Origin of the sequence: Paenibacillus sp. FSL H8-0280 (assembly GCF_045040665.1) — a bacterium.
GTDB classification, from domain to species: domain Bacteria; phylum Bacillota; class Bacilli; order Paenibacillales; family Paenibacillaceae; genus Paenibacillus; species Paenibacillus xylanexedens_A.
Window position 1 is genome coordinate 2,822,978 of the sequence record NZ_CP150296.1, and the last position, 24,597, is coordinate 2,847,574.

Annotated in this window: 16 protein-coding genes; 9 read left to right on the forward strand and 7 right to left on the reverse strand. The window is 48.1% G+C overall.

The features are described 5' to 3' along the window. Positions 1-61: 61 nt before the first annotated feature. From MHI12_RS12785 to MHI12_RS12795, 3 genes are all read left to right on the forward strand, one after another. Entirely contained in the window at positions 62-2,308 is a 2,247-nt protein-coding gene (locus MHI12_RS12785) for an MMPL family transporter (RefSeq protein WP_405172564.1), read from the forward strand. Positions 2,309-2,499: 191 nt separating this feature from the next. Further along, positions 2,500-3,519 carry an alpha/beta hydrolase family protein gene (locus MHI12_RS12790; RefSeq protein WP_353883785.1) on the forward strand — a complete coding sequence of 340 codons (1,020 nt, stop codon included), beginning with the start codon at positions 2,500-2,502 and terminating at the stop codon, positions 3,517-3,519. 656 nt (positions 3,520-4,175) lie between these two features. Further along, complete coding sequence (locus MHI12_RS12795; RefSeq protein ID WP_405172985.1) at positions 4,176-5,291, forward strand: rhamnogalacturonan acetylesterase; 1,116 nt, start codon at positions 4,176-4,178, stop codon at positions 5,289-5,291. A 133-nt stretch (positions 5,292-5,424) separates the two neighbouring features. Here the strand turns inward: MHI12_RS12795 and mnhG are convergent, their stop codons facing one another. The 6 genes from mnhG to MHI12_RS12825 are packed head-to-tail and all read right to left on the reverse strand — an operon-like array spanning position 5,425 to position 11,333. Continuing rightward, positions 5,425-5,817: a monovalent cation/H(+) antiporter subunit G gene (gene mnhG, locus MHI12_RS12800; RefSeq protein WP_405172565.1), complete on the reverse strand. Its 393-nt coding sequence runs from the start codon at positions 5,815-5,817 to the stop codon at positions 5,425-5,427. Continuing rightward, positions 5,801-6,085 carry a Na(+)/H(+) antiporter subunit F1 gene (locus MHI12_RS12805; RefSeq protein ID WP_017688855.1) on the reverse strand — a complete coding sequence of 95 codons (285 nt, stop codon included), beginning with the start codon at positions 6,083-6,085 and terminating at the stop codon, positions 5,801-5,803. Before MHI12_RS12805 ends, mnhG begins: the two co-directional genes overlap by 17 nt. Then, on the reverse strand, positions 6,085-6,561 hold the full coding sequence (locus MHI12_RS12810) for a Na+/H+ antiporter subunit E (RefSeq protein ID WP_036608718.1): 477 nt from the start codon (positions 6,559-6,561) through the stop codon (positions 6,085-6,087). The genes MHI12_RS12805 and MHI12_RS12810 overlap by 1 nt, the downstream gene beginning before the upstream one ends. 6 nt (positions 6,562-6,567) lie before the next feature. After that, positions 6,568-8,046, reverse strand: a complete 1,479-nt coding sequence (locus MHI12_RS12815; protein WP_315939646.1) for a Na+/H+ antiporter subunit D — start codon at positions 8,044-8,046, stop codon at positions 6,568-6,570. After that, the gene (locus MHI12_RS12820) at positions 8,039-8,377 is read right to left on the reverse strand and encodes a Na(+)/H(+) antiporter subunit C (protein ID WP_036670645.1); all 339 of its coding nucleotides are present in this window, start codon (positions 8,375-8,377) and stop codon (positions 8,039-8,041) included. The genes MHI12_RS12815 and MHI12_RS12820 overlap by 8 nt, the downstream gene beginning before the upstream one ends. A 1-nt stretch (position 8,378) precedes the next feature. Then, positions 8,379-11,333: a Na+/H+ antiporter subunit A gene (locus MHI12_RS12825; protein ID WP_405172986.1), complete on the reverse strand. Its 2,955-nt coding sequence runs from the start codon at positions 11,331-11,333 to the stop codon at positions 8,379-8,381. 461 nt (positions 11,334-11,794) lie between these two features. Between MHI12_RS12825 and MHI12_RS12830 the strand changes: the two genes are divergently transcribed. Next, positions 11,795-13,435 (forward strand): diguanylate cyclase domain-containing protein, encoded by a 1,641-nt coding sequence (locus MHI12_RS12830; RefSeq protein WP_405172566.1) that lies wholly within the window; start codon positions 11,795-11,797, stop codon positions 13,433-13,435. A 71-nt stretch (positions 13,436-13,506) separates the two neighbouring features. Beyond that, positions 13,507-14,028: a hypothetical protein gene (locus MHI12_RS12835; protein WP_405172567.1), complete on the forward strand. Its 522-nt coding sequence runs from the start codon at positions 13,507-13,509 to the stop codon at positions 14,026-14,028. 103 nt (positions 14,029-14,131) lie between these two features. Here the strand turns inward: MHI12_RS12835 and MHI12_RS12840 are convergent, their stop codons facing one another. Continuing rightward, complete coding sequence (locus tag MHI12_RS12840; protein ID WP_405172568.1) at positions 14,132-15,271, reverse strand: GGDEF domain-containing protein; 1,140 nt, start codon at positions 15,269-15,271, stop codon at positions 14,132-14,134. 232 nt (positions 15,272-15,503) lie between these two features. On the opposite strand from MHI12_RS12840, the gene MHI12_RS12845 reads away from it, so the two are divergent. The 4 genes from MHI12_RS12845 (at position 15,504) to MHI12_RS12860 (ending at position 24,533) form a co-directional block, all read left to right on the forward strand. Then, positions 15,504-22,214 (forward strand): hypothetical protein, encoded by a 6,711-nt coding sequence (locus tag MHI12_RS12845; protein WP_405172569.1) that lies wholly within the window; start codon positions 15,504-15,506, stop codon positions 22,212-22,214. Beyond that, positions 22,211-23,902, forward strand: coding sequence for a hypothetical protein (locus tag MHI12_RS12850; RefSeq protein WP_405172570.1), 1,692 nt, complete (start codon positions 22,211-22,213; stop codon positions 23,900-23,902). Before MHI12_RS12845 ends, MHI12_RS12850 begins: the two co-directional genes overlap by 4 nt. 153 nt (positions 23,903-24,055) lie before the next feature. Beyond that, entirely contained in the window at positions 24,056-24,313 is a 258-nt protein-coding gene (locus MHI12_RS12855; protein WP_036608707.1) for a YolD-like family protein, read from the forward strand. Positions 24,314-24,413: 100 nt separating this feature from the next. Then, positions 24,414-24,533, forward strand: coding sequence for a hypothetical protein (locus MHI12_RS12860; protein WP_017688846.1), 120 nt, complete (start codon positions 24,414-24,416; stop codon positions 24,531-24,533). The last annotated feature ends 64 nt before the right edge of the window (positions 24,534-24,597 follow it).

The window sequence follows — 24,597 nt, forward strand, 5'->3', positions numbered from 1 at the left end:
GCTTATGATCTTACCGATGAACATAATCGAATGACTAATCTGATCGCAGAGGAGCTTAGGTATGGGTTATCGCAGACTTGCTGCCTTCATCAGCCGATATCCGCGGTTCATTATTCTCTGCTGGGTATTTATCATCGGGATGTCAGCGGTCTGGGCATGGAAGTTACCTGACATTGTTCAAGATCACGGATTAAAACGGGTTCACGGGGATGCACAAGCGGTTGAACTTGTTCTGGAGGACGAATTCGGTTCTCCTGCTGATCCGGTTATTCTGGTTTTTGAGAAAAAGGAAAATACCTCGCCGTTACAGTTCCGGCAGTGGATCAAGGATCGTTTGACACAGGTTCAAGTGTTGCCTGCGGTAACTTCTGTCACGTCCCCTCTGGATGTTAGCGAAAGGGTGACGCTGCAAGACCAAAGGGCATATGCCCTTGTGAAAATGGATGTGCCCGCGCATCAGATGGGTCCCCCACTGGAGCAGTTGCGCGCCGTGCTGGCAACAGACGGTCCAGGTACGGTGCAATTGACGGGAAAGGCAGTCGTGCAGCAGGATGTCAATCATCTGAGCTTCCGTGATCTGGAACGGGCAGAGATGGTGGGCCTACCGATTGCCCTGATCGTTTTGTGCTTTGCATTCAGGGGGCTATATGCTGCGTTGATTGCTGTCATGATGGGGATCAGTGCTGTGATTACCGCGATGGGAGTCACGTCACTCCTTGGTTATCATCTGGAATTGTCCAACTTTATCATTAATGTGATTCCCATGGTGGGCATGGCACTGAGTATAGACTTTGCCCTGATCATCCTGAGCAGGTACAGGGAAGAAGTTCAGCGGGCCTATGAAGAAGAAAGCGAAGCTAATGTTACGGGCAGTAGCCTGGATATGCAGAGCGAGGTTTTGCGGAGCGAGATTCTTCAGCGAACATTGCGTACAGCAGGCAGAGCGGTGTTGTTCTCGGCAGCTTGCGTGCTCCTTGGGCTGCTGGGTTTGCTCTGGATCAGACTGCCAATGTTTCTGAGTGTCTCCTTGGGAGCCATTATTGTTCTGCTGCTATCGCTATTGTTAAATGTTACGCTGCTTCCAGCTCTGCTATCACTTTGTGCGGATCGGGTCTTCAGGCGAAAGTTAGCCCATTCGTTACCCAGACGCTCGGTCTGGCATAGATGGTCAGCAATGGTCATGAAACGCCCAGTCAGTATGGCCATTGGAGGTACGGTTGTGCTGCTCCTGTCTGTTTATCCAGTGACCCGGCTGGAACTGTCCGTCCCGGATGCCTCTTCACTGCCAGAGAGAATGGAGTCCCGCCAGGCAGCAGAGCAGTTGCAACATGATTTGGGGCAAAAGAATACCTCCGCCATCGAGATCGTGATTGGCGGACAACAGGAACTGTTGACTGCCTCTCACTGGCAGTTGGCCCACAACAAAGCCAGTCAACTAATGCAGGACTCAGACGTATTGAGCATTGTTTCACCATGGGGCCTATTACAGCCGAATCAAAATGACTCGCAGAGCCTTTTTCAAATTCCACCGTCGGCGCTCACTCCTTCCATAGAAGGCAAGGAGTCAACAAGGACGGCATGGCTGCGTTCAACGGTCTCTGACCATTCCATACGATTGATAGCTACCGTGTACGGGGAGCCTGGGTCGGAACAGGTTGCAGACTGGCTGGAACGAATGAGGAATAGCGATTATGCACCAGGTTCCAACAACGTAAAACTACGTTATGGCGGGGAGGCTGCCAAGCAGTATGAAATAATGCAGGAAGTCACAAGTCAACTGCCCAAAGTGCTGGTATTTGTAGTGGTCACCAATTATCTTGTGTTACTGGCGGCATTCCGATCGATGCTCATTCCAATCAAGGCAATTCTGATGAATCTGCTCAGCTTAGCTGCTTCATTTGGCATATTGGTGTGGGTGTTCAATGAAGGACATCTGGGTATGGAGCCGTCAGCCATTGCCATTATGATTCCTGTATTCATTGCAGGATTGGTGTTTGGCATATCCATGGATTATGGTGTGTTTATGCTGAGCCGTATTCAGGAAGTGTATAGACGAACCGGAGACAGTGATGTGGCTGTCCAACAGGGATTGGCTTCTACAGGCCGTCTGGTTACCTCCGCAGCGGCAATTCTGCTTGCGGTGACTGTGCCGTTTGCCTTTGCTGAAGTCGCAGGTGTGAGGCAATTAGGGATCGGAATCACGGCAGCGGTGTTGATTGACGTTACATTAATCCGTCTAATACTGGTACCTGCATTGATGAAATTAATGGGCAGGTGGAACTGGTGGCTGCCAGGTCAGCTGAAATGAAGGGTATTTCCGTAACCTGTCTTCAGGTTGGAGATATCCTTTTTTTGGCTAGAAATCGTAGGATTCCATTCAAAACAGGCAAACATGTTCAATTCATGGGTGACATCGATGTTCTATAATGGATGGGATTAATTCCATATGACAGTCTTATATCTACGTTATTCTACGAAAAACAGGAGGGACACAGGCCCATGTCTGATATTGAAGCCTATCTACAACAACAAACGAATCTTCGTGGTCGTTCCGCGTATCATGCAGATCAACCCCTGGAGTTATGGCGCAGTCAGTTACGTACTCGCGTGAAAGAACGGCTGGGCGGTTTCCCCACGATGGCGGCCGCACTGAATCCAATCTTACTGGAGCGCATTACATGTGACGGATATATTCGGGAGCGGATTGAAATTACGACCTATGCAGGACTTCGCATGCCTGTATATTTATTAATTCCTGGTGATGGAAGCGTTACTGATACAAAGAGACCTGCTATCGTTGCTTGTCATGGGCATGGCTACGGTAGCCGAGAGATATCGGGTATGGAACCGGATGGGTCACTACGGACAGGAGAGCCCGGATTACACAAGGACTTTGCAGTAGCACTTGTGAAGCGTGGATATGTGGTTGCGGCTCCAGAGTTGCTCGGATTTGGTGATCGAAGATTGGAAGAGGACCGCGATGCGCCACCAGGGGTAAGTTCCTGTACGAAGATTGCTGCGCATCTGCTCATGGTGGGGAAGACCCTTGCCGGTCATAGGGTGTATGAAACAACACGTGTATTGGATTATGTATCGACTCGGCCAGAAGTGGATTCGGAGCGAATTGGAAGCATGGGTATCTCGGGCGGTGGGCTGGTGACCGCATTTACAGCCGCGTTGGATGAACGGTTCAGGGCAACTGTGGTAAGCGGTTATGCAAATACATTCCAGGGCAGCATATTGGATCGGAATCATTGTCTGGACAACTATGTGCCAGGTATCCTACGTGAAGCGGAGTTGCCGGATCTCATCGGACTGATTGTGCCTAGGCCACTTTTTATAGAAGCTGGAAGTGATGATCAGGTGTTCCCCATCCATGCAGCGAGAGAGGCGCATGCCCGTTTGACACACATATATGAGCAGGCGGGAGCATCAGAATCACTGGATGCGGATTTCTTTACAGGTGGACATGAGATTAGCGGTGCGAAGGCTTATGACTGGCTTGACCAAGTTCTGTAAAACTGAGGCTTTATTACCATCTATATAAGTTGAACTAATCATTTACACGATAACGGAGAAGAGAGAAAAAACCTGAAAAAGCGAAGCTACATCGGAAGCATACGCTATCACCGGATTTTCCCTTGAGAAAAGGGAATCGAAAAATCTGGGGACAACAGCGATTGGAAGGTTATTCTGTCTTCGTAGTGTCTGTGTAAATAATTTTCAGTTCAACTAGATTGTGTCTTCAAACTGAACGTGTCTGGAGCAGGGCACGGAGCGGGAGCGCTAACGACCCTGTGACGTCTTATTTAGCGATTTGAAGCGCCCGCAGCAATCTAAGGAATCTGAAACACGCTATATTGGAATAAGCAGCCGTTTACAGCGTGTTTGTTAGGTGAATTTGGTTAATAACGTGTCTCAGGTTCCTTACAAAATAAAAGGAGGACTCGAAGGCTAAATAAGACGTCCTCGGTTCCTTAGAAAATCGTCTGGACAATTCGCCAGGATCAGCAATCCTTGACTTCAAGCTGTTGGACCCTGACATCCTTCAACGTATTGCATGCCTAAGTTTGAAGACACACCCTAATTTAATTCTGATTCGAGAGGAGAATTCAGTGATGAAATGTTCAATATCGGTTAAGCTTCTGCTCTGTTTTGTTCTGTTTGCGAGTACAATGGGCATCGGTTTGGGAAGCAGTGGAGGGCAAGTCGCCGAAGCGGCAACGGACAATTACAGATTTGATTTTGGTTCGGGTGCTGTTGAGAGCGGTTACACAGGCGTGTCCGCAGGAGATGCTTATACGCCTACGAAAGGTTATGGCTTCAACACACCTGCACAGATGAGGAATGTGTCTGCCTCAGGAAGCGGGGTTAAGAGTGACGCTGTGCAGTTTCTGACTTACGGCACCAAGAGCACCAATACCTTCAATGTGAATCTGTCCAATGGTCTCTATGAGGTCAAAGTGGTTCTGGGCAATACAGCCAGAGCGAGTGTGGCTGCAGAAGGTGTCTACCAGATCATTAATATGACAGGCAACGGGGCAACGGACCAATTTCAAATTCCGGTGACTGACGGGCAATTAAACCTGCTGGTTACGGAAGGAAAGACAGGCACCGCCTTCACACTTAGTGCACTCGAAATCCGGAAGTTATCCAATCAGACCGTTACCAACCGCACAATCTACATTGGTGGGGATTCAACAGTCTGCAATTACTATCCGCTGGGTAGCAGTGTACAAGGAGGTTGGGGACAGCTGTTTCCGTCCTATGTGAACAATTCCACCTTCCAGGTTCGCAATATAGCGGCAAGTGGTCAGTTTGCGAGAGGATTCCGCGATGATGGTCAGATGGAAGCGATTCTGAAGTATATCAAGCCAGGAGATTATTTTATTTTGCAATTCGGAATTAACGACACCAATGCCAAGAACAATACAACGGAGGCGCAGTTCAAGGAGATTATGCGGGATATGGTGCGTCAGGCAAAGAACAAAGGAGCAACGGTCATTCTCTCTACGCCTCAAGGCCGGGCAACGGACTTTAACTCAGCCAATGTGCATCAAGCGGAGAACCGCTGGTACAATCAATCCACACGTGCACTAGCTCAGGAAGAGGGAGTCACTCTGGTTGAACTGAATAAGTTAAGTTCTGCCTATTTCACGTCCATTGGTCCAGCGGCAACACTTGCTCTGTATATGACAGGAGATAGTCTGCATCCGAATCGTCAAGGGGCTGCGGAGCTTGCACGTATTGTGGCTGCGGATCTGAGAAGACAGGGACTTAGTGGATTCTGACTATGCTATGCTACTTAATCTGTCTGTATAATCAGTGTTGATCCGTGTATGAAAAATAAAAAAATACCCCCGGGAACATGCCGCGAAACGGGCGGCTGATCCTCGGGGGTATTTGTTATGCCTAGGCTGGGGATTACTCCATCATATCCTTGGCTTCATGGTTCACTTTTTTCCCTTTTAATAAGGGTTCCAGTTCATCTTGAACGCTCTGCTCCCACAGTGGTACATCTGTGCGATAGGCGGCCCGTCCGTTCAGATGTCCGGCGACCGGAGCCGTGATGAATACAAACAGGATACCTAACAACAAGCGGGCACTGATATAGTTATCGAAATACCAGAAGTAGAAAAATGTAGCGCCTAATACACAGAACACACCAAGCGTCATACTTTTGGTTGCGGCATGGGCACGTAGATATACATCAGGCAGACGAATAAGTCCGAATGCACTGAGTGCACTGAGTAGTGCACCGAGCAGTACGAGTAGACCTATAGCGGTTTCAGTGGTTACTTTAACGATCTCCATCATTTTTGAATACCGCCCCCCGTTCGATATAACGTGCAAATGCCACTGTACTTAGAAAGGCCAGAATACCAATCAGCAATATAATATCCAGATAGGCTTGGGTTTGCAGCATCATCGACAGAACGGCAACGATGGCAATCACATTGATACCGATGGTATCCAGTGCCGTGATCCGGTCAGCCATGGATGGTCCCCGAAGCACCCTGTACAAGCAACCCAGAATGGCTAAGGAGAGAATGAGCAATGAGATGAACAACAGTGAGGATAACATTAACGCGTCACCTCCATAATTGCTTTTTCAAATGTATTTTGGATATCATCTCTCATTTTCTGTTCATCCTTGATATCCAGTGCGTGAATAAACAGTTTGCGTTGATTACCCGAGATCTCAAGCGGCAGAGAACCTGGTGTCAATGAGATGAGTAAGCAGAGCAGAGTAACTTCCCAATCCGAGGACAATTGAGTTTTATACGTAAAAATACCGGGCCTTATATCTAACTTGGGCTTGATAATCTGGCGTATAACCTCAATGCTGGCTCGCACCAGTTCCTTGAACAGCAGTGTAATCAGTTTGAAAATGGCCCAGACTCGCACAATATAGAAGCGCTGGGGGAAGAATCTGCGCATCCCCCCGATTAGAAGCAGTCCGAGCAGGTAACCTATGAGAAAACCAACACCATTCCAGGCGTTGTTCAGAAACATCCATACAAAAGCAATGATAAGATTCAGTACAATCTGAAAGGCCATAGACATCTACTCCTTCAATACGGCATCAATATAAATATTGGGATGCAGTAGAATATCACCTGCGCGGGAGGTTAATTGGAACATGCCTTCAGCCCCCACACCCATTACGATGATGAATACAAACAGAATTCCGGCAGGAATCAGAAGGCCGTTCACCGCGTAAGGGCGTCTTGTAACCCCGGCAGGCGGTTCGCCCCAGAACGCTTGTATGAAGATGCGCAGTACCGAATATAACATCAACAAGCTCGAAAGCACCGCAATGCCGGTAAGACCATATAAGCCTGCCTGCAAGCCTCCTTCAAAGAGAAGCAACTTCCCTGGAAATCCACTAAATGGCGGCAAACCTGCCAAGGCAAGTGCACTAATGAAGAACATCCAGCCGAGCAGCGGATAGCGATGGATCAGCCCACCCATGTTATCGAGTTTTGATGTTCCGGCAACAGCGATCAAGGCACCGCCGAGCAGGAAGAGCAATGTTTTGATCAACATATCATGCAGCATATAGAAGAGCAGCCCCTCCAGTGCAGGACGACTGGCCGAAGCCATACCAAAAGCGACAAAACCTACACCTGCGACCACGTTGTAAATGAGAATTTTGTTCACATCGCGGTATGAGATCGCACCAATGACACCAAGGACCATCGTTGCACCAGCCATCCATCCGATCAGTGTATGGAAGAAATCAGGATCATGATAGAAGATCAGTGTGAATGTTCGCACAATTGCATACAAGCCAACTTTGGTGAGCAATCCTGCGAACAATGCAGTGACGACAGCAGGTGGTGCCGCATAAGAGCCCGACAGCCAGAAGAACAGGAACAGTCCGGCCTTGATGCTAAATACAATCAGAAAGAGAACAGCAATTAAGGTAATGACTCCGCTCTGTCCCACTTCAGCAATTTTGACGGACAAATCTGCCATGTTCAGTGTGCCAGTTATGGAGTAGAGGAAGCCGATGGAAGCAACAAAAAGTGCTGAAGAAACGATGTTAATCAAGACATACTTGATCGTTTCCCGAAGCTGTCTTTCGGTACCTCCCAATACGATCAGTGCATAGGAAGAGATGAGCATCAGTTCAAAGCTGACAAACAAATTGAACAAATCTCCTGTTAAGAATGAACCGTTAACTCCTGCGATCAGAAAATGAAAGAACGGATAGAAGTGATGTTCTTCTCTCTCCTTGTTTACACTGCGGAATGCATACAGCAGACAAGCCAGCGCAATGATGGAAGCAGCAACAACAAGCAACGCAGACACCATGTCCGCAACAAGCACAATACCATAGGGAGGTGCCCAACCGCCCATATTAAGCGTTAGAACTCCAGTTTGAGTCACACGAGTAATGAGTATCGTTGAGACCGCAGCTGTAAACAAAAGTCCGATGACACTAATGATCCGCTGGATATTTGTTTTCCGGAAAAATAGCAGAGCCAGAACACCTGTAATCAAAGGCAACAGAATCGGCAGAACGACGAGATTATTCATATGGGCGCCCCCTTACTTCTTCCATATCGTCTGTTTTTAACTTCAGATAAGAACGATAGGAGAGAACAAAGAAGAACGCAGTGAGGCCAAAATTAATAACAATCGAAGTTAGTATCAAAGCCTGAGGAAGTGGATCGACATAACGTTCAGCCATCTCCCCAAGCAGTGGTGGTGCCCCAGTTTTGAGACGTGACATGGTGATCAAGAGCAGATGAACGCCATGGGTTAGTATGGACATGCCAAGTACGATGCGGAGCAGGCTCCGCGACAAGATTAAAAAGACGGCAACCGCAAACAGAATGCCAACGGCTACACACATCAATATTTCCATATCAGCGATCCTCCCCGATCTGTAGAATGATGGTCATGGTGACACCCAGGACAGCGAGATACACGCCAAGATCAAACAGCATGGCCGTGGCGAGTTCTGTTTCTCCCAGCAAAGGAAGTTCGAAATAGCCGAAGGTTTGACTTAGGAACGGGACTCCGAATATAAATGAACCCGCACCCGTAAGTAAGGCGATACCCAATCCGATTCCTGTTAGAATACGGAAGTCAACCGGTAACGCTTTGCGTATCGTATCTGTACTGAATGCCAGGGCAATCAATACGAGCGCTGCTGCTGTGACCAAGCCACCGATGAAACCTCCGCCCGGATTGTGGTGACCTGCAAAGAAGAGATGCATGGCAAACGTCAAAATGATGAACACAACGACCTTGGTGGTCGTTTGCAGCAATACATCATTACTCTGCAAGGGGACAGTATCCCACGAGGATGAGCTGCGTTCCCGGTTACCATACTTTTTCGTATTGTCTGTTTCATCATCCAGATCGGGCTCGGAATCCTTAGTTTCGTCTTTCTTACGGAACTTCAAGCGGGCTCCGAGATCCTTCGCTTCGAGGTTCAGATTAATCATGGAGTAGATGGACAATGAAGCAACCCCAAGCACCATAATCTCCAATAACGTATCGAAGCCTCGGAAATCCACCAATAACACGTTCACGACATTTTTACCACCGGCCGAATCATAGGCTTCCTGAAGGAAGAAAGTAGAAATGCTGTCGAGTGATGCTGTTCCGCTTGCAGCCAGTGCAACAAAAGTCATCACGATCCCGACTGCAATCGCTACGATCATATTTACCGTGAGATAACTGCGGCTTGATTTGCCACGTTGAAGCTCAGGCAGATGGTAGAAGCAGAGCAGGAACAATGCAACGGACACCGTCTCAACAATCATCTGTGTCAACGCCAGATCCGGCGCCCGGAAGAGTACAAACAGCAGAGTTACGAGGTAACCAACCGCTCCGGTCATAATGACTGCCGACAATCTGTTCTTGGCAAAAGGAATCGAAACTGCAGCACCGATGAGCGTGACTAGCAATACGACCTCATAGAATGAGTAAGGTGCATTGCCCTGAAGATTCCAGGTAATATTTTCTCCTGAACGGAAGAAAGCATAGACCAGCAACGCGACCGTGAATGAGAAAATGTAAACGAGATAATTACGAACCGAGCCATTCATATAGGCTTCCGTCCATTTGCGTGCATAATGCTGAAGATTATCCAGCACGACATGGTACATATTGTTAATTGTTAATCCTTGTGGATAATGCTCATAAATATTCCTCCATCGTGGCAACAGCTTGTAGAGAGTGATTCCGAGAATCACAACTCCGATCGTCATAATCAGTTCCGGAGTCCATCCATGCCACAGAGAGAAATGTACATCGAAGCGCTCATTCCCATTCAAGAGGGATGGAAGCACAGCGGCCATGGCCGGTTCAATCAGTGATCCGGCCAGCAGATTCGGGAAGAGTCCGAATACGATGACAAGAACACCTAGAACAACAGGCGGAATGAGCATGCCAGCGGGCGCTTCGTGCAGCTTCTCGGCAGGGATCTCGCTTTGGCTACGACCGAGGAATGTTTTGAACACGATAATAAGCGCATAGATCAGGGTAAACACACTTGCAAGCCAAGCGAATACCGGCAATAGAACACTCCAGGACCCAAGTCCAAAGATTCGTAGATGCGTGACTTCCACCATCGCCTGGAAGAATAGCTCCTTGCTGAGGAATCCGTTGAACGGCGGAATACCCGCCATGGCAAGTGAACCAATCAATGCCACCGTGAATGTAATTGGCATGAATGAAGCAAGTCCACCGAGCTTCCGAATGTCACGTGTACCCGTTTCATGATCAACAATCCCTACGACCATGAACAGAGCGGCCTTGAAGGTTGCATGATTAAACAGGTGAAGCAGCGCAGCGGTTATTGCCACAGTGTACATCGCAGATGATTCGCCATATCCGAAGTAGAGAGCAGCAGATCCAACCCCTAACAGGGACATGATCAGACCAAGTTGAGAGATGGTCGAATAGGCAAGAATCGCTTTGAGATCGTTTTTTTTCACCGCCAGGAATGATCCATAACATAAAGTCAGAAGACCAACGCCGGTAACGAGCCAGAACCAGAGTCCCTGTCCACCGAAGATCGGCGTAAACCGGGCGACAACGTACAGTCCGGCCTTGACCATGGTGGCTGAGTGAAGATAGGCACTAACAGGTGTCGGAGCTTCCATGGCATCCGGCAACCAGATATGGAACGGGAACTGAGCTGACTTGGTGAAAGCTCCAATCAGGATCAAGATAAGTGCGGGTAGAAATAGTGCGCTTTCCTGAAACTGACCCAATCCTGCAATAGTTGCACGAATACTGAACGTTCCGGTAATGAGATACATCATCATGAATCCGGTAAGCATGGCGAAACCGCCAAATACCGTAATCAGGAATGATTTTTGTGCTCCTGAAGTCGAGGCTTTACGTTTGTAATGGAATGCAATCAACAGGAATGACGTAATACTGGTCAATTCCCAGAATCCGTAGAGCACGATCATATTATCAGATAGCACCACGCCCAACATGGCTCCCATGAACATCAACAGATACAGGTAGAAACGGTTCAGCGCTTCTTTCATATCCATGTAGAAGATGGAGTAGAGAACAACGAGGACACCGATTCCGGTGATTAGCAGTGTCAGCATGAGGCTCAGACCGTCCAGATACAGGTTAAATCCAATGTCCAGTGAAGGAATCCATGGGATATTTCCAGATACGGTATTGCGCTGTGACACAGCGGGTATGAGACTCGCAAAGTATACAAATAATAGTGCCGGAACAAGGAGAACCGGCCATCCCAAATGTAATTTACGGAAGAAACGATGCAGCATGGCAAGTAGAATGCCAGCGGCAAAAGGCAGAATAACAGCAACATGAAGCAGGCTCAACATTACACCCCCAATGTTTAGTATTTCGATTACTCTCTCTGTGACATACAGGCGCATGATCCTTTGAAGGATATGCTTGCTCTCTATATTCATAACCCAAGTATGTATATACAGAATCGTGTCTATTCTTTGAATGGAAGAAACACGGTGAAAATTTCAGTATAATATTGTATGGGCATGTATAATAAAAGAACACACAAGTTCCGATAAATATGAAAACGATTAGGGCGTGTCTGAAACTCCGAAGAAGCAGATTTTGCCGAATTTTCGTTCCAAGCCAGGAAGTTTTCCGCAGGCGTGCCGGGGCACGTCAAGGGAAAGTGACGCAGCAGGGGGCGAAAAGGCGGTAAAAGATGCACTTCAGCGAGTTTTGAGACACGTCCGAGGTGACATTCCGTGTACTCTTTACAGCATAGTTATGTTGAAAAGCAAGATGGTTTCACCGTGTAATGGAGGAAGTAATGTCATTCAAAATTAGAACTGTGCTTACAGTCATCTTTGCTGTGTTATCCCTGCTGGTTACTCTGACGATTGGGTCTATTTTTAGCCAAAAGTCATTTGTTGCTGTAGAGACTGAGATTGGTCACTCGCTTACAGGCACGGCCTCACAGGCTTCGGACAAGCTGGATCGATTCATGTCCGCTCGCGCGGGTGAACTGGACCTGCTGGGCCGGATGGTTTCGTTGAAAGATGGATTCCAACCTGATGAGATTCAGATGCTGCTGGATCAGTTACAAGATAGCTTTCCCTCATTCTCATGGGTTGGATTCATGAACCCAAAAGGAAAAGTGTTAGCTGCCACGGATGGTATCTTGCTTGGGGAAAATTTATCGGAGCGACCTGTGTATCAGGAGGGAATCAAGGGTAAATTCATTGGAGATGTGCATAATGCAGTACTTCTTGCCAAGCTGCTTCCGAATCCAACGGGAGAGCCGTTGCAATTTGTCGATATCAGTTTTCCGCTGAAGGATAGCAAAGGAATGATTCAAGGTGTGCTCGCTGCACATTTAAGCTGGGAATGGGCGAAGGAAGTTGAGGAATCCGTACTTGCCCCATTGAAAAGAGAAGAAAAAGACATTGAGTTCTTTATCGTGAGCAAAAAGGAACATACAGTGCTGCTCGGGCCGAAGGAATGGGTCGGTAAACCGTTGGTATTGCCCGGCATTGAAGAGGCCCAGCACAACAAAAGCAGTTGGTCCATTGAAAAGTGGCCTGACGGTAATGAATATGTGACAGGGTTTGCCTACAGCCAGGGCCATCTGGATTATCCTGGATTAGGCTGGACTGTAGTCATTCGTCAAGTCAAGTCATCTGCTTTTGCGTCTGTGTTTGACCTGATGTGGTTTAATGTGTGGGCGGGACTTGCCGTTACCGTGCTGTTTGCACTGATTGGCTGGGTTGTCTCACGTCTGATCTCTGCCCCACTTGTGCGTCTTACCAGAGTAGCCAATCGACTGCGTGCAGGGGAAGAGCTTGAGATTCCTGCGATTAAGGGGATTAAGGAGATTGAAGTGTTGTCCCGTTCGCTTCGGGATATGCTGACCTCTCTTATGAATAAAAACTCAGAGCTGGTCGTGATGCAGAATCTGGCGCATTTTGATCAGTTGACTAGTCTGCCGAATCGCACTGCTCTTGAAGTGTATTTGGAGGAGTCTCTGGAGACCGAAAGTGAAAATCACACGCTGACTTTTCTCTATCTGGATCTCGATGGATTCAAACGGGTCAACGATACACTTGGACATCAGACTGGAGATGTGCTGCTACAGAAAGTGGCCCAGCGACTGTCGGCTCTTGGTCAGGAGAAGGGTATAACAGTCCGATTGGGCGGAGATGAATTCCTGATTGTACTTCAGTCTGTTGGAAGTCATCCGAGGGAAGAAGCCATGGCTTATGCAGAAGCCATCATTCAAAGCCTGAACAAGCCGTTTATTATTGAATACGAGCGAATTCGAATTGGATGTAGCATCGGAGGTGCTGAATATCCAACCAACAGCGACAACCCAAGTGAGATTATTCGGATGGCGGACGAAGCTTTGTATGAGTCCAAACGTGCTGGCAAGAACAGAATGACATTTTATTCCGAGTTGAAGCAAGATCGTTAGCGTATAATAACATTAGCTGGGTTATCCCAATCACCTTTGTGCGAATGTGCGTATAAACAAGGAGGGGTGAAATGTCTGGAAAATATACATCTGTACCTTATGGTTATGAGCCACCTGCGGCCAGCCGCAAAGGCACACTGACTTTTTATGACTCGTTTGAACATGTGACCGATGAGCAACTTGAACGCGCCGCTGCAACGGCGGACATCCGTTCATTCGTACAGCTCGTGCTGTATCCTTTACACGAGAGCACGTTTAAACGAATGAGCAAAGGTACAATACAAGCCTATTACAAAAGAGAAGATCGCCTGCATGATTGGCGGCGGGAACATCCAACCTCCCGTATACGCGTGGAAGGACTGGAGGGCAAGAGAAAAAAATATACGCCTGTGGATAGCGCGCTCCGCCATATCACTGCGGAATATCCAGCCCCTCACTTTCTGTATTTGACGATAGAGATGGCGAATATGTTTGCTTCATTTGATTCCTTCAAGGATTGGATCAAAGAGCTGCGTCTCATCATTGACGGATCGTCCGAATACCTGCATCCGATGCTGGAGCAAAATCGCCATCGCTGGGAATGGGCGGAATGAAAACATAGATGTATGAAAAAGATCGGCGTGTTGATCGTATTCAGACCCAAAAAAAGTTGTGTTGTACAAACCGGAATTCCGGTGTACAGCACAACTTTTTTATTTATATTTTCTCTGCCAAGGACGAAGCCAGATCAAGTGATGTTACGGTTTTATTTTTACCTGTTCGTTTGGCGGCATACAGACAGGCATCCACTTCCTCGAACAATTTGTCTTTGGTTAGATTAGGGCTGTAGCTTTTGAGACCGATACTCACGGTGATGGAAGCTCCTTCAAGTTCCAGATGGCCCATCAGGGCAATCTTCTGGCGAATCTGTTCCACCAAGGCATAAGCCTGCTTGAAAGATTGCTCAAACATCAATAAGGCGAACTCTTCGCCCCCGTACCGTGCTGCAATATCACTTGAGGTAATGGTTTCCTGAATGATCAGGGACACTTTCTCCAGAATGATGTCTCCAACCCGATGACCATACGTATCATTAATGGATTTGAAGTCATCAATATCGATCAGGGCCAGATGCAGACTCATGCCACTGTTGGCATACTCAAATGCTTTTTCATAATAATCCTTGAAGGAGCTTTGATTATAAAGGTTGGTTAAACCGTCTGTTTTGGACTGTTTGGTCATAATGGCATTTCGCACAATAAGGTCCTGCTTGGCAAGCATGCTGGCCTGAAGATCATTGAGCACCTCAACGCCGCTTGTTACGATAACCTGTGCTACATATGTACCTAGGATTAGAAAAGCAGGAATGGATACCATGTCAAATGAAGACAGGTACAACCGGTAGGCCGGATCGAACAAAACCAGAAAGTAACCAGTCATCTGCATCAGAAAGACAGTCCAGACTCTCTTTTTACTGAAGAACAGCACCGAAGCAAAGATGGGCAACAGACAGATTGCTAATATAATCCGAATGTCATAATTGACATGAATAATCGTCCAGGCGATAACCGTGCTGGCTATAGACATGGTGTAAAAGGAATATGAACTGAAGCGCCGATCAACCCAACTTGCGAACAAAATGCATGAACTGCTGACGGCCGTAGGCCAGAAGAGGACATTCATCACGAAATCTGTAGGTGTGCGATCATACTCCAGAAACAGGAAACAGCCAATCTGAATGGCGAAATGTGCAATGATAACAACCCAGTAGGCATGGAGCATTTTTTGAATCCATTTGGAATGTTTGAACTCGTACTCTGTTGGAATGTGGCTATTGTGCGTATGGAAACCTTTCATATATCACCGCTGACTGCATCATAATGGTACGACAGAATTACTCTCGTATATGATAATTATAAATCACAATGAACAAAACGCAAATGTATTTAACTGTTATGTGAGAACAAGACTCACATAAGTTTCGAGTTGTCACAAACTTTTTATGGAGGACAAACAAAACTCAACAATACACTCATAGACTATATACATGGCTCCGTTCCATATGTAGGAAATCATTGATGAAGGGGAGGTGATCTTCATTCCTCTTGTCGTTCGTTCAACCGTTAATGCTACGGGAGCAATTACATTTACAGGAAATACGCTTGGACTGAGTCGTTCGGAAACAGCGGGAGTACCCGGAACACAGGACAGTATTGGAGGTTTTATCACAACCAACACCAGCCTCCAGTACGGCACCTATCCACTGGGAACGACAAGCCTGTATCAGAGCAACAGTTCAGCAGCCATTCTTACACTACCTGCTGGAAGTACCGTTCTGTATGCAGAATTGATCTGGGGCGGCAGTTACATTAATGGTACAGTCAATCTGAGTGCTGCCATCAACAATCCGGTTACGTTTATTACACCCGCAGGGACTTCCAGTGTGACTCCTGATCCACTTACCTACAATCAATTCGATCTGGGGGGCGGTGCTGCTGGCTATGTACGTTCCGCCAATGTGACTACACTTGTTCAAAGCGGGGGAGCCGGTACATATATCACTGGAGCAGTGGTAGGCACTATTGTTATTCCAAGTGATTCCACGGCCAATCATGCGGGATGGACACTTGGGGTCATTTATCAGAATCCCAATCTGCCTTTTCGCAACATGTCTTTGCGTGCAGGCGGCGTACTTGTTCAATCCACTTCACCACCTGTTGTTACCACACTGACTGGATTTGCAACGCCCCTTTCCGGTGTATTGGGAGGAAGAATACTGTTCAGTGCGCAGGAGGGCGACGCGAACCGGACCGGTGACCAGGCATTATTCGGGCCAACCTCAGCTACATCGGTTGCTTTGTCCGGGCCCAATAATCTAGCTGCGAACTTTTTTGCTTCTCAGATTAACGGAGATACCGGAGCGCTTAATACAACAGGAACGTTTGGGACACGAAATCAGATCAACGGGGCTCCAGGTACGAATATTATCGGTGGACGTCAAGGCTGGGATATTACCAATGTGGATGTTTCAGCAAGACTGATCAATAACCAGTCATCTGCGGTATTGACATTAACGACCTCGGGGGATGCCTACATTGTCAACGCCAATGCAATTCAAGTTGATATTAATGCACCCAAGATCACATTGGCTAAGGCAACGGTGGCCGCCGGTGCAGTTGCCGGGGATAGTATTCTATATTCAGTTACCGTTACCAATGCAGGCACTGCGAGTGCGGCCAGTGTTGTTTTATCCGATTCACTTCCTGCAGGTCTTACTTTTATTCCAGGCAGTGTCACGGTTGCAGGTGTATCCCGTCCAACACTTGATGTGACGGCAGGCATTCCGCTGGGTTCGTTAGCTTTATCCAGTAGTGTTGTTGTAACCTATCGAGCACTCATCGGTCAGGATGCAAGCATCCTGCAACTGGTGAATTCGGCCAATGCAGCCTTTACATTTCAAAGTGTAGCAGGGGGGCCGGTCATTACCGGAGTTATTCCGTCCAATAACTCCACCCTTACTGTTTATTCGCCAAACCTGTCCATTGTGAAATCGGCGAGTACCACCAATGCGACGGTGGGTGACCTGGTAACCTACACACTTCAAGTGAACAACGGAGGGAATGTTGCTGCTAATGTTACATTGAGGGATAACATTCCAAGTGGTAGCTCATATGTAGCAGGCAGCTTTCGTCTGAATGGAAATGTGATTGCTGGCGCCAATCCGGTTACCGGCGTTAATCTGGGGAGCCTCGCGGCAGGAAGTGCCAATACCGTGACTTTTCAGGTACTTGTAACAAGCTTGCCGACACCGCCGACGCTTGTGGATCAGGCGACAGCTTCTTATTCCTTCAATTCACCTGATGGTCGTACGATCACGGGAAACATCGCCTCGAATACCTTAACAATCCCGGTAACATTGCCCAATGTGACCACGGTAAAGTCAGCATCCGTTACCGATGTTGCTGTCGGGGAGACCTTCACGTACACCGTAGTTACTACCAACAGCGGTATTCAGGTGATTAACAATGTAGTACTTACAGATGCGCTCCCTGCTGGAACAACTTTTGTTCCCGGCAGTGCAACCGTAAGGGGAACTGTCGTACCGTCTGCGAATCCGAGCAGTGGTATCTCTATTGGGACATTGGCGGCCGGAAGTTCTGCGACGGTGACGTTTCAGGTGAATGTGCAGTCTTTGCCTGCTTCAGGTTCGTTAATCAATCGAGCGGTAGTGTCCTATAGCTCTGGTTCGTTCACGGGCATTTCCAACTCCAATTCCATTACAACCCCTGTATACCAAGCTGTTGTTGGTATCAACAAGTCGGCAAGCCAAACTAATGCGACACTGGGGGATCAGATTGCATACACACTTGTGGTCACGAACAGTGGAAATATAGCGACTCAAGTGAATGTGACCGATACGATTCCAGCGGGGCTGACGTTTGTCCCGAATTCGGTAACTGTGAATGGTACTGCACGGCCTGGAACAAGCCCATTAACCGGAATAACACTGGGCAGCCTCCTACCGGGAGTTACGGCTACGGTGGTGTTTCGCGCTACACTCACCACACTTCCGACTCCCCCGACACTGGAGAATCAAGGGACAGCAAGTTATACGTACCAGCTTCCAAGTGGGAGGAATCTCTCAGGCAGCAGCTTATCCAATATCGTTCGTATATCTGCATCGGCTCCCAATATTTCTCTTAGTAAAACAGTAAATACACCGGATGCGACAGTTGGAGATGTGCTTACGTATACCGTTGTTGCAACAAACGCAGGAATTAGTGGAGTACAAAATCTGGTGATTTCGGATACACCATCCGGCTCTGAATTTGTCCCGGGTAGTGTCACGATTAATGGATCTGCTGTTACCAGCGCAAGCCCCGTTGCGGGAATCGCAGTGGGTACATTGAATAGCTCAAGCAGTGTAACTGTGACCTATCAGACCCGAGTGAATTCCGTTCCATCTACGGGTTTGGTTAGTAACCAGGCCAATGCAGCATTTACATCAGGCAGTTTTAATGGTGTTTCTTCTTCTATATCAGTAAACACCCCCATATTTCTGCCAGTGATCCAAGTGGTGAAGTCAGCAAGTACAACAAGTTTGACGGTAGGCGATACGTTTAATTACACCATCCAAATTAACAATACAGGTAACATAGCTGCAACGGTTACCTTGACAGATCCCATTCCAGCAGGAGCAGTATTCAGCACAAATAGTGTCATTATTAATGGCGTACCTACCCCTGGGGTCAGCCCGGAGTCGGGTATCAGTCTAGGAGAGATTGCTGCGGGCTCAGGTGCAACGGTCACCTTTGTTGCGACGGTTACCAGTTTGCCAGATGCAAGGCAGTTAATTAATCAGGCGGTTGCCTCGTTTGCCTACACACTCCCAAGTGGGAGAACAATTGCCGGTCTCTCGTCATCAAACACCATCACTATTCCAGTGTCTCTGCCCAATGTTACCATTGTCAACAGTGACAATGTAGAGTACGGCGTAGTCGGAGATGTCATTCGATACACATCTGTTATTCGTAATAACGGCACAGTAGCCGTTAATAATGTGGTATATGTCAATCCTCTTCCTTCGAATACCCCATTTGTACCCGGAAGTGTCATTGTGAACGGGACTTCGTTCCCGCTCTCCAATCCGACCGCCGGCATTCCAATCGGTACGTTGGCTCCAGGAGCCGAGGTTACCGTAACTTTTGAGGTGACGATTACCATGCCGATTCCTTCGCAGATTAACAATCAGTCGACGGTCAGCTTCACATCCGGTTCATTTTCAGGGTCATCATCGTCCAATACCACACAGACTCCGGTTATACAACCGCAGATTTCACTTGTCAAAACGGCAAATACCGTAAATGCGACCGTAGGTGATACGGTTGTATACACGGTAACGGTCAGCAACACAGGCAATCTGGAGGCAAATGTTACCGTGACAGATACCATTCCTGCTGCGACTACTTTAGTACCCAACAGTGTGGTTGTATCCGGTGTGCCACAGCCAGGAGCGACGCCAGCAGCAGGCATTCCGGTAGGCATTGTAGCAGCGGGGGCGACGGCTGTTGTCACGTTCGCCGTTGTTGTGGATTCACTTCCATCTCCGCAGCAGCTTAGCAATTTTGCTACATCATCCTTTACATTTACACCTCCAGATGGGCGGACGTTGACTGGCTCAGCCACTTCGAATACGCTCACGTTTCCAGTCTCGTCACCAAACGTTGCTGTTGTCAAAAGCACAACTTCCACTGCGGCTACTGTAGGCGATACGGTGACCTATTCCATTCTGGTGACCAACAGCGGAATTGCACCGGTGAACAATATTCAGTTCTCGGACCCGATTCCAGCCGGAGCCTCCTTTGTTACAGGTAGTGTCACAGTGAATGGGGTTGCGCAACCTGGAGCCAATCCGGCAGGTGGGGTATCCCTTGGTACATTGGGGCCCGGAACGTCCGCAACGGTCACGTTCAGTATCCGTGTCGACGCGATCCCGCCAAGCAATCAGTTGAGCAATCGCTCTACGGTCAGTTTTACCTCAGGTACATTCTCAAGCACAACCTTTTCAAATACCGTGGTCACTCCGGTGTACCAGCCTATTCTTTCAGCACAAAAAACAGCCAGTACACAAAACGCTACCGTTGGGGATACGGTGAGCTACACGATAACCGTGAGCAATCAGGGAAACTATGGAGCCCAGATTAACCTGACAGATAACCTTCCAGCCGGAACCATTCTTGTTCCAAATAGCGTTATTGTGAACGGTCAACCGCTGCCAGCAGGAAGTCCGGCAACCGGCATCCCCGCAGGCAATGTGGCTCCCGGAGCTACGACCACCATTACCTTTTCAGTGGTTGTTGATACGCTGCCAAGTCCGCAACAACTGGTGAATCAGGCTACGGTAGCTCTATCATATACATTGCCGGATGGGCGGAACATCACGGAGTCTGTTCTATCTAATGTGCTGACCATTACCGTATCGGCACCGGATGTCGATGTCGTCAAATCCACAACTTCGACGGCGGTATCTGTTGGTGATGTCGTAACGTATAGCATCGCTGTAACCAATAACGGAATTGCAACGGTCAACAATGTGGTTTTCACGGATGCAGTGCCAACAAGTACCGTTCTTGCGCCAACCGGCGTGTTTGTCGATGGTGTTCTGCGACCAGGTGCCAATCCTTCTACGGGAATAACACTTGGTTCCATCGCACCTGGTGTTACGGTAACCGTTGTATTTAGTGTGCAGGTTACGGCACTCCCGGCAAGTGCAGTGTTAAACAATCAGTCCACTGTCAGCTTTACATCAGGTGTTTTCTCAGCGACCACATTCTCCAATACGGTTACAACTCCGGTCTATCAACCTATTCTGTCGGCAGTGAAAACGGGAGATCAGACGATAGCAACGGTAGGGGATACCGTTGTGTACAGCATCGCCATTTCCAATACCGGGAACTATGGGGCATCCGTCACGTTGACCGATACCATTCCGGCAGGAACAGAGCTTGTTCCAAATAGCGTTATTATTAACGGGGCTTCTGCACCAGGTGCAGATCCGGCTTCGGGTATTCCGCTTGGTGTCGTTTCCACAACAACTCTGGTTACCTTCTCCGTTGTGATTGTGACGTTACCTTTGAGCCAGTCCATTACCAATCAGGCTTCTGCGACATTTTCGTATACATTACCTGATGGAAGAACACTTGGAGGCACGATTACGTCCAACGCACTCAACATTCAAGTATCTGCTCCGAACGTGAGTGTAGTTAAGACGGCTTCGGTAGTTGATGCCGTGGTAGGCGACACGATTGTGTATGAAATGGTTGTGACCAATGAAGGAATTGACCCGGTAAACAACATTGTGATCACCGATCCGATTAACCCAGCCACCACATTTGTTACAGGCAGTGTTCTGGTGGACGGCGTCCCACGTGCCTTGGCCAACCCTGCGCTGGGCATAGCTCTTGGTAGTTTGGCGCCTGGAGCATCGATAGCGGTATCGTATGCAGTGCGGGTCAATACGCTTCCAACACCACCACAAGTGAGCAGTCAGTCTTCCGTAAGTTTCACATCGGGTGTCTTCTCGGGAGCAGCGTATTCCAATACGGTTGTAACACCAATCTATCAGCCGATTATTGCCGTAACCAAAACAGGGAGCACCTCCAATGCAACCATTGGTGACACCATCACGTATTCTTTTGCAATTATCAATAGTGGGAATCTTGCTGCTAATTTAACATTAATCGACAGTATACCAAACGGAGCGGTACTGCTTCCTAACAGTGTTCTGATTGATGGTGTTCCACAGCCAGGTGCCAATCCGGAGACGGGTATCGTTGTGGGTACCATACCGTCCGGAGGTACGGTTACTGTAACGGTTACCCTCGAAGTGACTGTAGATACGTTGCCGCAGGATCAGCAACTGGTTAACCAGGCGGTGGCCAACTATACATTTAGTCCACCCGATGGCCGTCTGTTGACGGGGACCGTATCTTCGAATGTTCTGGTTATCCCGGTATCTGCACCCAATGTTGTTGTTGCCAAAAGCACAAGTGCCATTGATGCTGTTGTTGGTGATGTAATCACCTATACGGTTGTAGTAACCAATAGCGGCATTGAAGTGGTGAATAATGTGGTCATGGTTGACCCGGTACCTGTCGGTACAGTATTTGTGCCAGGAAGTGTTACGGTGGATGGTGTGCCAAGACCAACAGGGAATCCGAATACAGGCATCACGCTTGGTTCGATTGCTGCGGGTGCTTCCGTTACGGTTACATTCAGAGTAGAGGTTGTGGTGATATGAGCCAATCTTCCGGTCCGTTGTCCCACTGGCTAAAGAATCAGTCCCTGGTTCGATTCAGCTCGGGTGCGACTGAACTGGAACAGGTATCCTATTCGAATACGGTTGTAACACCGTGGATCGGCCCCAGGCTTGAAGTCAGAAAAGTGTGCAATGTCACAGAGGCTGCCTTGGGGCAGTCTCTTATCTACCATGTTGAAATTGTTAACACCGGAAATCTTCCGGCCTTAGTGCACCTATTGGATCAGCTATCTGCAGAGACGGCACTGCTTCCCAATAGTGTACTGCGTGATGGTATTCCGTTACCGGGAGCATCACCAGAGAGAGGATTGCCTCCAGCCGAAATCGAGCCCGGAGCCACGTTGCGATACCACTTCCAAGTTGTAATCTTGCGTTTACCTGAGACACTGAAGCTGCTGAACCAGGCACAGGTTAACTATGAGTTTTTGACACCGGAAGGCAGAACGGTTACAGGTATGGAACAATCCAATATCGTGGAGGTCAATCTGGTCTCATCCCGGCTGGAGATCTCCTTGCAGGCGGATCACATCTATACCTTCTCTGGGGATATTGTCATGTACACCGTCATCGTGAGCAATCCGGGTTTTATTGCAGCCACGAATGCCCAAGTAACGATTTCTTTGCCACAAGGTATTGTTTTTATACCTGCGAGTGTAATAGTAGATGAAATGTTTGCGCCACAAGTAACGCCTGATACGGGTATACAACTTGGAGAGATTTTGCCCGGAAGCTCAATTAGGGTACAATATCGGGTTCAGGTTATGGGGGGAAGCGATGCGAACGGAATATCAAGTGTAGCTGTACTGTCATATATCTCGGTAGGACAGCAGGAGACGGTCTACTCCAATCAGGTTACCCTGGAAGTGATACAGCCCCAGGTCTCTGTGCTGAAAAGTGTGCTCCCGGTAACGGCCACATTGGGTGATGCCGTCCAATATAATATTACCGTCTCCAATGCAAGCAGTTATGCGGTGGATGGAACTCTCCTGGATGTACTGCCAACAGGTATGACATTTGTCGAAGGCAGTTTGGGCTGGAATGGGGTTAAACGTCCCGGAACCAATCTGGTTAAAGGGCTTAATCTGGGGACGTTGACAGCCCGGTCGATACTGAATATTCAGTTCGAAGCGAAACTTCCAGATCGAGATGAATCGATGCCTGATGACTACAGGTATGTGAATCATGCTAGCCTGATGTATACATTTAGATTGCCAGATTCACGGTCAGTGCAGCGGATGATTACATCCAATGAAGCTGTGGTCGAATTGAAAGCGCCGATAATTCGCGCTTACGTTCAAGTGACACCCACATTGGTCGAGCAGGGAGGTACCGTCACTTTTCAGGTACGCGTGGGGAATACGGGCAATTTGCCGGCACGTGTACAACTTGGGAGCATTTTACCTGAGGGTGCCAGATGGCTTGGGCAAGCTACGGGTGAGCTCCAATTGAGCATATCAGAGTATTCCACACCACGGGTTCTGCATGTGGGCGTGATTGAGCCTGGAACGGAAAAAAACATCTCGTATGTAGCGAAGTTAGCTTCTGAGAAGGCGGGGACGCTGCAAGGAGACTTGATTGCTCGGTACACGTATGAATGGAATGGACAAAAACGGGCTGGCGAAACCCGATCGAATGAGTACAGCATCATTGTGGAGTATAGAGAAGAATAGGAGGTATCACGGTTAACGGTAACTTGCCTGAGTAATTTGTTCATTCTGGATGCCATGAGATTACACGAACGTAAATGAATGGTATACTAACTGAATATGAACTCGGCAATCAACCCGTGGAATCGGGACGTCGGAGTAGAGGAGGCAGCCACATTGGCAAAAGCAAAAGTAGCAAAAAGACCTACACGGGATGAGTTTGAACTTGAAGAGTTGGGAAACCAGCTGGTTGAAGCCTTTCGGGAACGTTCGGAAGTACTGTTGACGGTATGGGGCAAAGAAGATCAGGTGCAAGGAGTCATCGTCAAAATGGACTCCCGTACACGACTCGTGCATGTAGAGTATACCGAAGAAGAGTTCACAGCGAAGGTACCTTTTCTGGATATCATGCGTGTGCAATCTCCCCGGTACTGAACGAAAAAAACAGCAATCTGAATAATTAGGGCATCCGCCCTGTCAAAGTCGTTCTTCCTGCATAAGATAACCCATACCTGTTGCAGAGGAGGTACGGTCAATGAGCGAAGTATTAGGTGGAGAAACAAGAGGCTACGGATACGGAGGTTTCACTTCTGTAGGTGCCATTCTGGTTCTGTTCATCCTGTTGGTTATCATCTCCAAAGCGTTCTTGGTATAATTGCATATCTTTAAAGAATGAAAGAAGCTCTGCCATCGCGGCAGAGCTTTTTTGTTCATTCAGT

Excerpts from the sequence above, each read along its gene's own strand:
- MHI12_RS12840 (WP_405172568.1), bottom strand. The coding sequence starts at position 15,271 with ATGAAAGGTTTCCATACGCACAATAGCCACATTCCAACAGAGTACGAG.
- MHI12_RS12860 (WP_017688846.1), top strand. The coding sequence starts at position 24,414 with ATGAGCGAAGTATTAGGTGGAGAAACAAGAGGCTACGGATACGGAGGT.
- MHI12_RS12820 (WP_036670645.1), bottom strand. The coding sequence starts at position 8,377 with ATGGAAATATTGATGTGTGTAGCCGTTGGCATTCTGTTTGCGGTTGCC.
- MHI12_RS12815 (WP_315939646.1), bottom strand. The coding sequence starts at position 8,046 with ATGAATAATCTCGTCGTTCTGCCGATTCTGTTGCCTTTGATTACAGGT.
- MHI12_RS12790 (WP_353883785.1), top strand. The coding sequence starts at position 2,500 with ATGTCTGATATTGAAGCCTATCTACAACAACAAACGAATCTTCGTGGT.
- MHI12_RS12810 (WP_036608718.1), bottom strand. The coding sequence starts at position 6,561 with ATGGCCTTTCAGATTGTACTGAATCTTATCATTGCTTTTGTATGGATG.
- MHI12_RS12835 (WP_405172567.1), top strand. The coding sequence starts at position 13,507 with ATGTCTGGAAAATATACATCTGTACCTTATGGTTATGAGCCACCTGCG.
- MHI12_RS12850 (WP_405172570.1), top strand. The coding sequence starts at position 22,211 with ATGAGCCAATCTTCCGGTCCGTTGTCCCACTGGCTAAAGAATCAGTCC.
- MHI12_RS12830 (WP_405172566.1), top strand. The coding sequence starts at position 11,795 with ATGTCATTCAAAATTAGAACTGTGCTTACAGTCATCTTTGCTGTGTTA.
- MHI12_RS12795 (WP_405172985.1), top strand. The coding sequence starts at position 4,176 with ATGGGCATCGGTTTGGGAAGCAGTGGAGGGCAAGTCGCCGAAGCGGCA.
- mnhG (WP_405172565.1), bottom strand. The coding sequence starts at position 5,817 with ATGATGGAGATCGTTAAAGTAACCACTGAAACCGCTATAGGTCTACTC.
- MHI12_RS12785 (WP_405172564.1), top strand. The coding sequence starts at position 62 with ATGGGTTATCGCAGACTTGCTGCCTTCATCAGCCGATATCCGCGGTTC.
- MHI12_RS12805 (WP_017688855.1), bottom strand. The coding sequence starts at position 6,085 with ATGTTATCCTCACTGTTGTTCATCTCATTGCTCATTCTCTCCTTAGCC.